The organism is Desulfosporomusa polytropa (assembly GCF_055380075.1).
In genome coordinates, this window is sequence record NZ_AP042400.1 from 3,317,940 (window position 1) to 3,333,105 (window position 15,166).

Below are 15,166 nucleotides of genomic sequence, written 5' to 3' on the forward strand. Positions count from 1 at the left end.
ATCATCCCGCTATATCGACACCTAATGGCAGATTGTTCAACAGGCTCCGGTAGAATCGACCGACATTTTTTACATTTCTTACTATTGGCTAAATTATGAGCACCACATCCAGGACATTTTACTATTTGAATCGGTGGTTTACATTTCCCACAGGATGGATTACAGACCCAGCACATACTACTTCCTCCTCTCTTTTTCAAACACGTATTTTATTCTAGAAGTTCAAACAAAAAATGCTGACCGGACGCCTCAGGCAACCTTCGGTCAGCAGTAAAAATTTCTAGTAGTGGTGACGTACATTCCGTTAGGATGAGGCTATGATTTCTCATATACGTTCTTTAATTAAATTTGTACTTAAGCCAACATATAACACATAACAGCAGTTATCAATACTAAAATAATTGATATTGGAAAAGTAGCTCTCATGACTTTATTTTCTTCTCCGAAAGCATCTATGACATAAGCAGCATTTTGTAGTTTTCCCGGTGAACAAACACTGGCCAAGCCAGCACCTATACCTGTAGCGGCTGTAACAATCCGCGGATCAACATGTATCATGTCAGAGGTTAATATATTATATTTAGCAAACATGGCCAAAGCAGAAGCTTCACTTGAAGTAACAAATCCTCCAAACATCCCTAAAGGCGCGGTAATCAACGGATATAAAGAACCAAATATTTCCGCTGATTCTAAAGCCAGAACCGAAACCATATTATGAGTGGGATCGACATTCTTCCAGACTCCTCCGACATTTTCCAGTCCGGTATTATTCATTAGCAAGCCCAGCATAAAAAATACCGCTAATGATAATACTGGCTTAGGAGCTCTTATCAGCCAATTGTTTAGGGTTTTTTGAACCTCTTTCTTTTTTGGCTTAAGAAAAATTGCCGAAAGCAATGTACTTATCAATACCCAAGTATACGCATTCCAAAGCGGTCGAATCTTTATCATCTGACCAGGTACTACGGAAACTGCCATTTCAAATTCTTTAAATAGTAATGTATTTAAAGGCGGATAAAAATTAACGATCAACAAGGATATAATCAAAATAATCCAAGGAGAAAATGCTGTAAGCAACGACATCTCCTTTTCTATTTGCAATTCTTCTGCTGTTAAGCAGTCTTTACAAATAATCGGCTTGCCCATTACTTTAAGATAAAGCATCATCACCAGCATCACGGCAATACCAGCAATTATGCCGGTCAATACTACACCTGAACTAAGAACTGGAATATAGGCAATAGCCACAGCCGTAAAACCGGCTGTCAGCCCAGCGAGAAGGCATGGGAAAAATCCTTGCAGCATCATCTTTGTTCTGCCCACAAGCCACATCATCGCAAATGCAATTAAAGTCGATATGACTGGTAAATATTTAGAAAAAACCTGAGCAGCTTCAACCAATGGAACACCGGTAAAATCTGAATAAGTTACTAGTGGCGCTCCTAACATTGAATATGTACAGAGTGCGTCGAAGCCTAAGGCTGGCAAGGCAATAGCCATAAAATTAGAATAACCCATTGCCACCATAATCGGAGGCAAGACGGTTACTGGTGTAGCTCCGGCTGCTACTAACATCATACCCGCTCCCAGATTAACGGTCATTATTTGCGTAGCCGAATCCGAAGGAGCTAAGGTTTTCAAAAAAACGGCAATTCTTCTTAGCGCACCAGTAGCTTCCATAAAGTTAATCTGAAGAATTGATGTAACCGCCATTAATGTAATGGGAAAAGAAGCAATAATTCCGGCAGCACTCGCCCTCAAACTAATTTCAAAAGACGTATAAAAGAAAAAGTAACCTACCAACATACACAATACCCAGCCGATAAGAGCACTGGTATGGGTAGCGACATTTTTCCATGTTAGCAACAAAAAAATCACAATAATTGGTAGCAAAGTTAAAAAGCTTAACAATTCCACATAAATCCCCCTCAGTTTCCTATTTGCAACTTAGTAGTATAAATGATATTTTACAAAGTAAGCCAAATCAGGCTATGGGGAAATGGGGTGGGTTACTTCCACCCAAAGCATCCTGATACACTCTAGAATTTTTAGTCAAAAACATACTTAATAAAGCATTTCGTATATAACGGGTACCCCTATGCATTTATTTTCATAATATTTGTTTAATTTAGAATTCAATTGCTAGTCTTTAGTTTGATTGGTGTCATTTTCTTCCCTGCTCGTTTTCACTGTAGTCAGGTTTTACGAACTGACTACAGTGGAAGCGAGTTTGTGCTTGTATTTTTGCATGTGAAAAACGATACTACAAGGGGTTCCACAAATTTACAAAATTCAATCTTGAAATCGCTTTGTTATTCTGCTGCCGCCTGCTCCAGTTAAAAACATGTTAGTAAGGTTCGTCCAGAACGAACCTCACTAACAGCTAACCGCAATGTTTTTTATTACTTTTTCTCAGTTTCCGGCTTAGGCAAATCAGCACCACATTTTTTACATTTGGTAAGTTTGGGTGGATTAAACCCTTTGCAAGCGGGACACTGTGTCATCATTTTGTTTAGTTCCGGCGGTCTAAAGCACATGGAAATTCCCCTTTCATTTATTGATTTTATTTAGAAAACAGCACCATTTTTGGTTTTTCTTCCATTTTCTCAGCAAGCTCTTCCAGGGTTCCGTAGTACATAACATTGCTTTGACAATGGTGTACGCAGGTTGGCTTACGCCCTTCTTCAACCCGTTTGGCACAAAGATCGCAAAGCGATGTGGGAACAGGAATGTAATTCCATTCCCAGCTGCCATCAGGATTCTGACGGGGACCTTCTTCTACAACCTTAATTCCGTATTGACCCACTTGCAGGTCTAGTTCTTTCTTACAGGCCACTTCGCAGCTATGGCAATTTGTACAATATTCATAATCGATTAGTAAGCCATAACGACCTTTTTCATTACTTTTTGACATAGCCAAAACCCCCCAGCTTGGTTACTATTTTCGAAGGTAATTCTTTATCGTTCTCAGGGGTCACTTTATATACCTTACAAATGGTTGATTTATATGGAGCTCCATAATGAGTAGGACCGTGTACGCCCATTGTTGTAAGGTTGTTGATGTTGCTATCAAATACCCCAAACAACGTTGGTTCTGCTCCCTCTTTTTCAGGGAACCACCAGCCATGTTCACCGCGAACTACTTTGGGATCAAGGCCAACATTAAATCTTGCTATCTGTTTGCACTTGCCACGACGATTTTCAAGCCATACCCAGTCTCCTTCAATGATTCCCAATGCTTTTGCTGTTTCCGGGTTGATATCCATCATCGGTTGCGGATGAATTTCACGCATGGTTGGTAATTGTCTGTGCTCAGAGTGGAAGCAGCCCCAGAGCCGGTTACCGGTGGTAAGAATCAGCGGATATTCTTTCATAAGTTCTGGTGTGGTATGCGGACCTTCATTTGGTTCAATGTGGAATCCTAAGGAATCAAATCCCCAAACATCAAACAAGGTGGACGTAATTTCGTACTTGCCAGTCGGAGTTACGAAACCTGGTTGGCCATCTTTCCGAAGCAGGCCTTTTTCGTATTTCTTATAGGTGTAATCCCAATCCCACCAGTCTTGCACTTTTTCAACAAGATCAGCAAAATCATAATCTACGCCATCGTCATCTTTAAGGAAATCATCCAGGAAGTCTACGTCGGTATTGTATTGTTCAAAGCGGTCAGGTCTGATCCGCTTGCCTAAGTCAAGAACAATTTGCTCGTCTGTTTTGGTATCTTCGTAGGTGTCAGCCGCTTTAGTCAGAGCACGCAGCGGGGTCCACCATGACCGGAAGCTATTACGTTCAACACTCATCGCAACAGGCAGAACCAAATCGGCACACGCTACTGCTGTCGGGGTCATGAACAAGTCAACAACTACGTTGAAAGGTACTTTTTTCATAGCCGCATATACGCGAGGCGCTTCACCGGCCATGTTGGCAATTGGATTGGTTCCCTGCATCCACAGCATTTGCACAGGATATGGCAGGCCGCTTTCCATGGTTTCTAGAAGTTTATCAGGTGGAATGAACGGAGTGTAACCAGATTCATGGATAGGAGACTCATAGGTGCCAATCCGTTTTAAGAGCATTTCTTCCGATATATTTTCCAAACCACTGCCATATTTTTTACCACGGTTGTAAGCATACCGTTGTAACACCATGCCACCTGGTACGTCAATGTTGCCAGTGATTGCCATTAAATCTGTAATTAAGCAAGAAGCTTCCATGGCAGCCATCTGCATATCGATCGCCAGACCCCATTGAACAGCTCCGTTTTTGGCATTTGCATACATACGTGCCGCTTTGATGATCAAATCTTTAGGAATCCAGGTAATTTCCGCTACTTTTTCCGGCGTATATTCCTGTACTCTTTCGACTAACTCATCAAAACCGTATGTCCAATTTTCAACAAAGTCTTCATCATAAAGTTTCTCATTGATAACCACGTGAAGGATACCAAGAGCTAGGGCAGCGTCGGTGCCAGGACGAATCTTCAACCATGCATCTGCTCTGGCTGCTAGCCAAGTCAGGGCAGGATCTACTACAACTAGTTTGGTACCTAGTCTCATCATGTCTACAAGCCAGTGACCAAGGAAACCGTCACCATTCGACACAAGCGGATTGTTGCCCCAAACTAGAATAACTTCCGGTTTCTGCCATTCAGGACGAGCTTCGCGCAGTGGATGAGTTTGTGAGCAGTCAGCAATCAGGCAATCGCCAGCTTTGATCAAGTTAGCAGTCATCCGCGGCTGATAGCAGGAGTCTGCACTAAGAAATCCAAAGGAAACATTCGGGCTTCCAAAAATGGTACGCGTAATTACCGCAGGCTGCCACATGGCGTTACGGCCTGTACCAACCAAGGTAACAATGCTTTCTACACCGTGATTTTCTTTGATGTCATTATATTTGCTTTCAATCAAATCATACGCTTCATCCCAGGTAACACGTTCCCACTTATTTTCGCCTCTTTCTCCAACCCTTTTGAGAGGCCATTTTAAGCGTTCCGGGCTATATATTTGCTCAACCATGTTTATACAACGCAAACATAATCTGCCACGATTAACCGGAGAATTGGGATCACCCTCAATTTTCTCCAGCTTGCCATTCTTAGTGTACAAAAGTACTCCGCAACTGCAGTGACACCCTGGAGCCGTCCACACTGCGGTACGAGTTACATCATACTCGCCTTCCTGCCAACGGGCTTCCGTTTTGTAAAGCTCTTTGTTAATTTCTTCAGACATGCCTTTCCCTCCTTAACTCTTTTGGGTAACAGTAGTACAACTGAGAAGCTGTTTATCGGATCCCCCCTACTATCTAAAACTAAAATCAATAACATTCATGGTACCACTTACTAATAATGCAAAATGTGTGCCAACTCTGACAACATTGTCCTAAACCCTGTTTTTTCAAGACTTTCCGCTATGTACAACCCACTCTGCTTCACTAGCTAACCGCTTCATTTGAAGAATCATTGATTTCTTTTGGGAATTTATCATCCAACCAAAACTCAGGCTTCTATATGCGCCGCACTGTATTTTTTGTTTGTCATAAGAATCCATGCACAACCAATTGCAATGATAGACAGGATCAGATTAAACCACATGCAAGCTGCAAAGGCTGAAACAGGATAAGGAGTAACCCCTCTAGAAACACTCTGAATGATTAGGCCCCAGATTTGTTGGCCTACACCTGCAGCAACAACCCACACGGAGGTGTTCAAAAAACCCATGGTTGTTCCCAGATAGGAAACAGGAAAGGCTTCACGGCAGAAGATAAAGGTGGTTGAAATTACAAACATCTGCAGCCCGCCAAGGAAGAAGTTAAATACCTTCAGCTCGGTTACACCGATCGTACCGGACTGTGTCATCAGCCAGATCCAGTTCAGTGCTACTAAAATAACCCCATAGAACATTGTTTTTCTGGAGCCCAGCGCTTTCACAATCACCCCGCTAAGGAAACAGCCAACCACGATGCCCCATGCATACCACACCATAATGCTGCCAATCATGGGTTTTTCAAAGCCGAATACATTGGACAGATAAACGCCTTCCCACATGCCGCCAAAGCACTGGGCATGGGAGTTCCCACCCAGTGAAAGCAAAAAGACCAGCCAGAGAAGCGGACTCTTTAATACGGTGCCGATCCCTGCTTGTTCTGCATTCGCAGCATCATCCATGGCTATCGGAGCGATTCCTGCCAACTCATCAGGCGTTAACAAACCTTTTTCACCAGGTTTGTCTCTGAGGAACAGAAATGCGGCTACGGCAAGTACAAAGCTAAAAATGGCCACGAACACCATAGCCGGACGCCATCCCACAGTGTCCATAAGTTGGCCCAAGGGAGCTGTTCCCACTACACTTCCCAGAGCCCCAAGTCCCATAAACAGGCCCCATAGAAGAGGATACTGGGCACTAGTAAACCATGCAGAGGTGATCTTCGCTCCGCCGATCAGGAATCCTGATACTGCTAGCGCTAAAATAACACGACCGATTACCAGCATGGTGAAACCCTGTGCTCCGGCGAAAACCAACCCGCCAATACCACTCAGAATCAAAAGAGCGGTTGTTCCCTTACGGGCACCGATTTTGTCCATCAGTGTTCCCACCGGTGCCTGAGCAATCGCGTAAACCCACGTATAAGCAAGTCCCATGAATCCAAAAGTTATAGCCGTTAGTTGTAGGTCTTTCATCAAATCCGGCCCCATGATTCCGGGCGTCATTCGATGAAACAACGTGAGCATATACGCTAAAACGACGATAATATACATTGGCCATTGATGCCTTTTTAACTTAGTAAGCATTTTTTGTTTATTCATATCCAAGATACTCGCCTCCTCGTATTTCATTATTTTAGAAAGATTCGCCATTCTTTAAGCGAATGGCGAATCTTCATCCACGCAAATTTACGTGGTTTACCTATGACTTTGTCAGAATCTTATTTTTGAGGTTTTTCGGCACCACACTTTTTACACTTCGCCAGTTTTGTGGAATTGAAGCCTTTGCAGGCAGGGCACTCCCAAACCAGTTTTTCTGCTAACGGTGGTACAAATCCGCCTTTGGCATTAGATGCTCCCATTAAAATCCTCTCCTTCTCTTCGTTTTAGTATTTATCTAATGTTAAACTTACGTTTAACATTGGCCCCCAGCTTACATAGAGTGACTTTGCTTATTTAGAAAACAGCACCATTTTTGGTTTTTCTTCCATTTTCTTAGCAAGCTCTTCCAGGGTTCCGTAGTACATAACATTGCTTTGACAATGGTGTACGCAGGTTGGTTTACGCCCTTCTTCAACCCGTTTGGCACAGAGATCGCAAAGCGATGTGGGAACAGGAATGTAATTCCATTCCCAACTGCCATCAGGATTCTGACGGGGACCTTCTTCTACAACCTTAATTCCGTATTGACCCACTTGCAGGTCTAATTCTTTCTTACAGGCCACTTCGCAGCTATGGCAATTTGTACAATATTCATAATCGATTAGTAAGCCATAGCGACCTTTTTCATTACTTTTTGACATAGCCAAAACCCCCCAGCTTGGTTACTATTTTCGAAGGTAATTCTTTATCGTTCTCAGGGGTCACTTTATATACCTTACAAATGGTTGATTTATATGGAGCTCCATAATGAGTAGGACCATGTACGCCCATTGTTGTAAGGTTGTTGATGTTGCTATCAAATACCCCAAACAACGTTGGTTCTGCTCCCTCTTTCTCAGGGAACCACCAGCCATGTTCACCGCGAACTACTTTGGGATCAAGGCCAACATTAAATCTTGCTATCTGTTTGCACTTGCCACGACGATTTTCAAGCCATACCCAGTCTCCTTCAATGATTCCCAATGCTTTTGCTGTTTCCGGGTTGATATCCATCATCGGTTGCGGATGAATTTCACGCATGGTTGGTAATTGTCTGTGCTCAGAGTGGAAGCAGCCCCAGAGCCGGTTACCGGTGGTAAGAATCAGCGGATATTCTTTCATAAGTTCCGGTGTGGTATGCGGACCTTCATTTGGTTCAATGTGGAATCCTAAGGAATCAAATCCCCAAACATCAAACAAGGTGGACGTAATTTCGTACTTGCCAGTCGGAGTTACGAAACCTGGTTGGCCATCTTTCCGAAGCAGGCCTTTTTCGTATTTCTTATAGGTGTAATCCCAATCCCACCAGTCTTGCACTTTTTCAACAAGATCAGCAAAATCATAATCTACGCCATCGTCATCTTTAAGGAAATCATCCAGGAAGTCTACGTCGGTATTGTATTGTTCAAAGCGGTCAGGTCTGATCCGCTTGCCTAAGTCAAGAACAATTTGCTCGTCTGTTTTGGTATCTTCGTAGGTGTCAGCCGCTTTAGTCAGAGCACGCAGCGGGGTCCACCATGACCGGAAGCTATTACGTTCAACACTCATCGCAACAGGCAGAACCAAATCGGCACACGCTACTGCTGTCGGGGTCATGAACAAGTCAACAACTACGTTGAAAGGTACTTTTTTCATAGCCGCATATACGCGAGGCGCTTCACCGGCCATGTTGGCAATTGGATTGGTTCCCTGCATCCACAGCATTTGCACAGGATATGGCAGGCCGCTTTCCATGGTTTCTAGAAGTTTATCAGGTGGAATGAACGGAGTGTAACCAGATTCATGGATAGGAGACTCATAGGTGCCAATCCGTTTTAAGAGCATTTCTTCCGATATATTTTCCAAACCACTGCCATATTTTTTACCACGGTTGTAAGCATACCGTTGTAACACCATGCCACCTGGTACGTCAATGTTGCCAGTGATTGCCATTAAATCTGTAATTAAGCAAGAAGCTTCCATGGCAGCCATCTGCATATCGATCGCCAGACCCCATTGAACAGCTCCGTTTTTGGCATTTGCATACATACGTGCCGCTTTGATGATCAAATCTTTAGGAATCCAGGTAATTTCCGCTACTTTTTCCGGCGTATATTCCTGTACTCTTTCGACTAACTCATCAAAACCGTATGTCCAATTTTCAACAAAGTCTTCATCATAAAGTTTCTCATTGATAACCACGTGAAGGATACCAAGAGCTAGGGCAGCGTCGGTGCCAGGACGAATCTTCAACCATGCATCTGCTCTGGCTGCTAGCCAAGTCAGGGCAGGATCTACTACAACTAGTTTGGTACCTAGTCTCATCATGTCTACAAGCCAGTGACCAAGGAAACCGTCACCATTCGACACAAGCGGATTGTTGCCCCAAACTAGAATAACTTCCGGTTTCTGCCATTCAGGACGAGCTTCGCGCAGTGGATGAGTTTGTGAGCAGTCAGCAATCAGGCAATCGCCAGCTTTGATCAAGTTAGCAGTCATCCGCGGCTGATAGCAGGAGTCTGCACTAAGAAATCCAAAGGAAACATTCGGGCTTCCAAAAATGGTACGCGTAATTACCGCAGGCTGCCACATGGCGTTACGGCCTGTACCAACCAAGGTAACAATGCTTTCTACACCGTGATTTTCTTTGATGTCATTATATTTGCTTTCAATCAAATCATACGCTTCATCCCAGGTAACACGTTCCCACTTATTTTCGCCTCTTTCTCCAACCCTTTTGAGAGGCCATTTTAAGCGTTCCGGGCTATATATTTGCTCAACCATGTTTATACAACGCAAACATAATCTGCCACGATTAACCGGAGAATTGGGATCACCCTCAATTTTCTCCAGCTTGCCATTCTTAGTGTACAAAAGTACTCCGCAACTGCAGTGACACCCTGGAGCCGTCCACACTGCGGTACGAGTTACATCATACTCGCCTTCCTGCCAACGGGCTTCCGTTTTGTAAAGCTCTTTGTTAATTTCTTCAGACATGCTTTTCCCTCCTTAACTCTTTTTGGATAACATTAATTCAACTGAAGCTGTTTTATTCGATCCCCCCTAATACTTAGAAATAAATCGAAAATATTCAATGTTACCACTTTTCTAATATTGCAAAATGTGTGCCAACCTTCACAACAGTTTTAAAACTCCTGGTTTTTCAACACTTTCAGCTAGTTATTCACTATTCCGGCTTACGAGCCAACCGCATCATTTAAAGAATCAGTGATTTCTTTTGGGAATTTATTCTGCTCCAAACCAAGAACAAATTGCAGGTAATCATTGTTCAGGATGAGTATTTTCCTTTTCAATTTCCTTTGTGATAAATTCCAATTCTTCCACCAACCTCGACCGTTGTTCCCTAATCCAGTCTTCGCCATGTTCGTTTATGAGGCCCGTCGCACTGCGTAATACGAATGTCTCCAGTAATTTGCCACCGGGAAGCGAGTCAATCTCGAGCAATTTTAAGAGATATGGCACTGTTAGTTTATTTTCATCATTCATATTTTTGCTCCTTATATTTATCCTTCTATAAGATAAGACTTGGCTTGTACCAAGTCCTTTAGGACGGCCGAATTGCTATGCCATCCATGGCGCAATCGGCACTAGCACCATCCGGGTGCGTCGCCGGCAGAAGCCTTAGTCGTTCTATCCAGGGAAAGTTATACTTTCCATCTGGAGAACAATTCGCCATCCTTTCAGAATGGCGAATCTTCGTCCACGTAATTCTACATGGCGCATTTTATGATTTTGTCTGAATTCTATTTTGGGGGCTTTTCGGCACCGCACTTTTTACATTTTGTCAGTTTTATGGAATTGAATCCTTTACAGGCGGGACACTCCCAAACCAGTTTTTCTGCTAACGGTGGTACAAAACCACCCTTGGCATTAGTTGCTCCCATAAAAATCCTCTCCTTCTCGTGTGCTAGTATGATTTAACGCTAAACTTATGTATAACAATAGGCCGCCGCTTTTGCAACATACATTCTAACGCTAACTCACAACTATCAAGATTTTTCTTTCCAATCTTCTAAGAATGCAAAATATGTGCCAATCCTATCGTAGCGCCCATAACCTCTTGTTTCTTCAATGTTTTTAGATATTTATCCGCCACTCCGGCTGTTAGTCAATCGGTTCATTTAAAGAATTACTGCTTTATTTTGGGAATCCGAGCTTGCAAACCAACGTTGCCAAAAACATAGTATGATAAATATCAGTACCAGAACTAGTGTTATTTGGACATAAAAATACTACTTCCTGTTAAACAACATCTCTTATCTTGCTAAGAGAGTTGTTTAACAGGAAGTAGATTACCGCAAAAATAAAACTCATATATTAATTAACCAACATTAATATTATATTCTTTCAGTTTTCTATAAAGCGTAGATTTGCCTATTCCCAGTAAATCAGCCGCCTTAGTTATATTATTTTTAGTTTTATATAATACATTTTCAATGGATATTTTTTCTAAAACCTCAATGGTATATACTTCCGCTATATTGCCAACAGCAGCAGTTTGGGCAGGCTCACCATTTAGAATTATTGCAGGCAGGTCTTCAGCTTCGATAATTTGATTCTGAACAGTATTAACTGCATAAATTACAGCATTCTCCAATTGCCGTACATTGCCGGGCCAGTTATATTCTCTCATTATGTTTCGCGCAGATGGACTTATTACCGGAACCTTCCACTCCATCTTTTCGCAGTATTTCTTGATAAAATATTGACCCAAGGGCTCCACGTCATTTTCTCTTAATCGTAATGGAGGAAGGTTGATTGACAAAACAGACAGGCGAAAATAAAGGTCTTCGCGAAAGAGTTTTTCTTTTATCATTTGATAGAGGTCTTTATTGGTGGCGGCAACCACGCGGAAATCTACCCGTTTATAGCGCCGTCCACCAACACGCATAACTTGCTTGTCCTCTAAAACTCTAAGCAATACAGCCTGAAGTTCCAGAGGCATATCCCCAATTTCATCTAAGAAAAGCGTTCCACCATGAGCTAACTCTATTTTGCCTGGCCTTCCGCCACGCTCAGCACCGGTAAAGCTTCCACCTTCATAGCCGAATAATTCACTTTCAATTAATTCCCGGGGTAGTGCTGCACAGTTTACTGCCACAAAGGGACCATTGGGTCGATGCTTATTATGAATGGCCTGGGCGAAAAGCTCCTTGCCAGTACCACTCTCACCAATTAACAGAATATTTTCCGGAGAATTGGCAAAACGTCTGCCTAATGCTACCGCTTTTTTAAATTCTTTGCTCTCACCAATAAGATCGTCAAAACAATAATTCGCAATGGCGCCTGATCGACTGTTTACCAAAGCATTTACTTTTTCCGCGCTTACCAGTTTTAGAACAGCTCCGTCTATTTCCCCGGTTGTAGAATTTACCACCCGAATATTAATTACATAGTTTTGTTCAACATTTCCAACACAAAGGCTTTCTTCAACATCGGCATTTTCCCCATCTGCGATCAATGTCATAAGGCGAGACTGGCTGCTTAAAAATTCACGGATATTTTTATTCTCTGTTTCGCCGTTCCCCAACCTCAACATCTGGCTGCCTTCTTTATTAATATGAATTATCTTACCAATTGAATCTATGGTAATAATGCCTTCGTCGATGACCGCTAAGGTGACTTTAAGCGTATAATTAGCCATCTTTAGCCGTTCATTAGCAATTTGCAGTTGATCATAACTTTTTCTTAATTTTAGTTTATTCTCAACATCGGCTGCCATGGCAGTTACCAAACCCAGGGCATGTGAATTCAAATTAAGAAAAATGTCATCATCCACAGGTTCATTCATTAAATGCTGACTCAAAGCCATGATGGCAATAATATCACCGTTGTCATCCATTATAGGAGCTGCTGAAGTATTAGAATTATTAAAGGTCATACAATAATGTTCCGGCCCGACCAATTGCACCGGGCGCCTAAGTTGCATACTTAATATATGTGCACAGGTACCCATGGTTTTTTCGTTCCAAACGATTCCAGTCATCGAATCACGGTCAGGAACTAATCTTAACAAATCGCCTTCATTTAACAACAATACACCATTTCCGTCAAATAAATAGATGGCATACCGAGAAGCAATCATCAGGTCTTTCAATTTCACGGCTTCAAATACAGATTTAGCAACATCAATAAGCAAACGGTTTTCTTCCAAGAGTTTCTCAAGTTGTTCGGGATCCAAACGCTCCGCAATTATCTCGGTGTAAGGGCTGATGCCCATAGCTTGAGATTTAATCCAGGATTCAGCCACTTCCGAATTAATGTGAATACAGCTACGTGGATCCTCATTATCTTTGAAAAATCTTATCTTGCTTTGCTGTATTTCCAGCCAACGATTTTTGAGTTTCAATCCCCTGCCCCCTCTTCATTTTAGATTCTTGGTATTCGTCAGGTGGTTGAGTCCTCAATTTCTCCGCAAATTAATCCAAAATTCTGCCGATTTTTAAGTGAATTTTTTACAGCTTTCATTGCTAAACCGGCAGGACTAACAACTAGACGCTTTCCAAGCATACTAAAGATAACAAACCTTCCCTTATAAAGATGTACTTATAGGCGGCCATAGTACATCCTTATTTTAGAATATAAAGAGCATTCACATCCCCTTGCCATACTACATTTTGGCATTAAAAAAGGCAGCCTCATTTACCAGACTTCCTTTGCATAATAAAGCAGGCATAAAAATTTACTCTTCATATCCTTCAGTCATCACTTCCATTGGGAAATAATAACTAGGAACTCCTCGTGGTAATATATGCTATTCTCGGAATTCAAAAAAAATCCTGCACCTATTTTTGATATTTTCTGATATTTTTCGATATTTCATGATATTTATTTCACATATTTAACCTTTTAACGTTTCAAAATTACAAAACCCCCGGCTTAGCCGGGGGTTTTGCTTGAACGTACGCCACCTTTTCCCTTTATTACTAGGCTACACCTAAATGGCGTTAGTACGATTTGCGGTAGATTCAGACCTATGCAAAGTTTTAATAAGATAGATTGCGCAAAATGAACTAACTACCAACGTAGCTGCTTGTACCCACATTGCCAATTCAAAGGCTTCCACCGGATAAGGTGTTTGCCCTTTTGAGACAGTGTTGATAATTAGACCCCACACTTGTTGAAATGCACCTGTACCAAAAATCCAAGCAAAAGTATTACATACTCCAATAGCCGTACCTACCTGCGAGGCTGGAACAAGTTGTCTAACAACGGCAAAACCTCCTACTACTGCATACATACCGCAAAAACCAATGGTTGCATAGATAATCTTTAGTTCCATAATACTAAGGGTTCGCAAATTAGTCAGCATATACAACCATGACAATAGAAATATTACTGCCCCCGATAACATGACTCCTGCATTACCAATCTTTTTACTAACCCATCCAACTACAATGCTCCCTAAAATTGCTCCCAAAGCAGCATAAGTTAATATTTCGGCAACCTCCCCCTTAGTGAGACCATACACGTTGGAGAGAAGAACTCCACCCCATAAGGCTACAATAACTTGGCTAGTGGCATTCGTCCCGAGAGCAAACACCGCAATTAGCCATAAGCGCGGTTGAGCAAGCACTTGCTTGGTCGATATCCACCAGTGAACCTGCGGGGAATCCTTCTTTATTTGAAGAATTGTATCTTCGTCGAGCTCATCAGGTGTAGGTAACCCAATATCCGATGGATGGGATTTTATTACTAGATAAGAAATTATTGCCATCACTACGCATGTAATGGTAATAATCACAAAGGAACTACGCCAGCCAGTTTGGTTTATTAAAACTTGGAGTGGTGCAGTAGCAAATAATCCACCTAATGCTCCAAAGCCCATATAAATGCCATTAATTGTGGCAAACTGTTTTGCGGAAAACCAAGAGGAAATTATCTTCACACCGGCAATAAATATCCCTGCCAACGATACAGCCACCAACATTCGTCCAACAACAATCATTGCTAAAGATTCAGCCATACTAAAAATAAAGCTGCCAATTGCAGTAACTAATAAACTGAGAACTAAACCTATACGGGAACCTACCCGGTCGATTATTGCTCCGGCGGGAGCATTGGCAATCGCATACGCCCAGAAGAAGGTAAGCCCCAATAATCCGAATTGTGCGGCGTCAAGTTTTAAATCACGGATCAGATCTGGCCCCATAACCGCGGGCGCTTGGCGGCAAAAAGGACTGAGCATATATGCAATGCAAATAATCGCATACATAGTCCACTGATATTTTTTCAGTTTTTCGAGCATCATGCTTTTATCCATAAACACCACTCCCAATTTATTTACTAAGTCATGACCACCACATCAAGTGGTGGTTTGTTGTT

12 protein-coding genes are annotated in these 15,166 nt (G+C 42.2%); all 12 read right to left on the reverse strand.

Translation table 11 applies throughout. The annotated features are described in order from the left end of the window. Positions 1-354: 354 nt before the first annotated feature. On the reverse strand, positions 355-1,917 hold the full coding sequence (locus ACZ449_RS17350; protein ID WP_464257317.1) for an L-lactate permease: 1,563 nt from the start codon (positions 1,915-1,917) through the stop codon (positions 355-357). A gap of 485 nt (positions 1,918-2,402) precedes the next feature. Further along, on the reverse strand, positions 2,403-2,537 hold the full coding sequence (locus ACZ449_RS17355) for a hypothetical protein (RefSeq protein WP_464257318.1): 135 nt from the start codon (positions 2,535-2,537) through the stop codon (positions 2,403-2,405). 26 nt (positions 2,538-2,563) lie between these two features. Then, positions 2,564-2,914, reverse strand: a complete 351-nt coding sequence (locus ACZ449_RS17360; RefSeq protein ID WP_464257319.1) for a hypothetical protein — start codon at positions 2,912-2,914, stop codon at positions 2,564-2,566. Beyond that, positions 2,901-5,228 (reverse strand): molybdopterin-dependent oxidoreductase, encoded by a 2,328-nt coding sequence (locus ACZ449_RS17365; RefSeq protein WP_464257320.1) that lies wholly within the window; start codon positions 5,226-5,228, stop codon positions 2,901-2,903. Before ACZ449_RS17365 ends, ACZ449_RS17360 begins: the two co-directional genes overlap by 14 nt. A 266-nt stretch (positions 5,229-5,494) precedes the next feature. Next, positions 5,495-6,802, reverse strand: coding sequence for an MFS transporter (locus ACZ449_RS17370; protein ID WP_464261897.1), 1,308 nt, complete (start codon positions 6,800-6,802; stop codon positions 5,495-5,497). Between the two features lie 119 nt (positions 6,803-6,921). Further along, entirely contained in the window at positions 6,922-7,062 is a 141-nt protein-coding gene (locus ACZ449_RS17375; protein WP_464257321.1) for a hypothetical protein, read from the reverse strand. A 90-nt stretch (positions 7,063-7,152) separates the two neighbouring features. Then, entirely contained in the window at positions 7,153-7,503 is a 351-nt protein-coding gene (locus ACZ449_RS17380; protein ID WP_464257322.1) for a hypothetical protein, read from the reverse strand. Continuing rightward, positions 7,490-9,817 carry a molybdopterin-dependent oxidoreductase gene (locus ACZ449_RS17385; protein ID WP_464257320.1) on the reverse strand — a complete coding sequence of 776 codons (2,328 nt, stop codon included), beginning with the start codon at positions 9,815-9,817 and terminating at the stop codon, positions 7,490-7,492. The genes ACZ449_RS17380 and ACZ449_RS17385 overlap by 14 nt, the downstream gene beginning before the upstream one ends. Positions 9,818-10,102: 285 nt before the next feature. Further along, positions 10,103-10,327 carry a hypothetical protein gene (locus tag ACZ449_RS17390; RefSeq protein ID WP_464257323.1) on the reverse strand — a complete coding sequence of 75 codons (225 nt, stop codon included), beginning with the start codon at positions 10,325-10,327 and terminating at the stop codon, positions 10,103-10,105. A 257-nt stretch (positions 10,328-10,584) separates the two neighbouring features. Then, positions 10,585-10,725 (reverse strand): hypothetical protein, encoded by a 141-nt coding sequence (locus tag ACZ449_RS17395; protein ID WP_186450964.1) that lies wholly within the window; start codon positions 10,723-10,725, stop codon positions 10,585-10,587. 437 nt (positions 10,726-11,162) lie between these two features. Next, the gene (locus tag ACZ449_RS17400; protein WP_464257324.1) at positions 11,163-13,190 is read right to left on the reverse strand and encodes a sigma-54-dependent Fis family transcriptional regulator; all 2,028 of its coding nucleotides are present in this window, start codon (positions 13,188-13,190) and stop codon (positions 11,163-11,165) included. A gap of 588 nt (positions 13,191-13,778) precedes the next feature. Then, positions 13,779-15,104, reverse strand: coding sequence for an MFS transporter (locus ACZ449_RS17405; RefSeq protein ID WP_464257325.1), 1,326 nt, complete (start codon positions 15,102-15,104; stop codon positions 13,779-13,781). Positions 15,105-15,166: the final 62 nt, after the last annotated feature.

What these genes read in the sequence shown, in the direction of transcription:
- ACZ449_RS17355 (WP_464257318.1), bottom strand. Translation starts at nt 2,537, where the DNA reads ATGTGCTTTAGACCGCCGGAACTAAACAAAATGATGACACAGTGTCCC.
- ACZ449_RS17360 (WP_464257319.1), bottom strand. Translation starts at nt 2,914, where the DNA reads ATGTCAAAAAGTAATGAAAAAGGTCGTTATGGCTTACTAATCGATTAT.
- ACZ449_RS17365 (WP_464257320.1), bottom strand. Translation starts at nt 5,228, where the DNA reads ATGTCTGAAGAAATTAACAAAGAGCTTTACAAAACGGAAGCCCGTTGG.
- ACZ449_RS17370 (WP_464261897.1), bottom strand. Translation starts at nt 6,802, where the DNA reads ATGAATAAACAAAAAATGCTTACTAAGTTAAAAAGGCATCAATGGCCA.
- ACZ449_RS17375 (WP_464257321.1), bottom strand. Translation starts at nt 7,062, where the DNA reads ATGGGAGCATCTAATGCCAAAGGCGGATTTGTACCACCGTTAGCAGAA.
- ACZ449_RS17380 (WP_464257322.1), bottom strand. Translation starts at nt 7,503, where the DNA reads ATGTCAAAAAGTAATGAAAAAGGTCGCTATGGCTTACTAATCGATTAT.
- ACZ449_RS17385 (WP_464257320.1), bottom strand. Translation starts at nt 9,817, where the DNA reads ATGTCTGAAGAAATTAACAAAGAGCTTTACAAAACGGAAGCCCGTTGG.
- ACZ449_RS17390 (WP_464257323.1), bottom strand. Translation starts at nt 10,327, where the DNA reads ATGAATGATGAAAATAAACTAACAGTGCCATATCTCTTAAAATTGCTC.
- ACZ449_RS17395 (WP_186450964.1), bottom strand. Translation starts at nt 10,725, where the DNA reads ATGGGAGCAACTAATGCCAAGGGTGGTTTTGTACCACCGTTAGCAGAA.
- ACZ449_RS17405 (WP_464257325.1), bottom strand. Translation starts at nt 15,104, where the DNA reads ATGGATAAAAGCATGATGCTCGAAAAACTGAAAAAATATCAGTGGACT.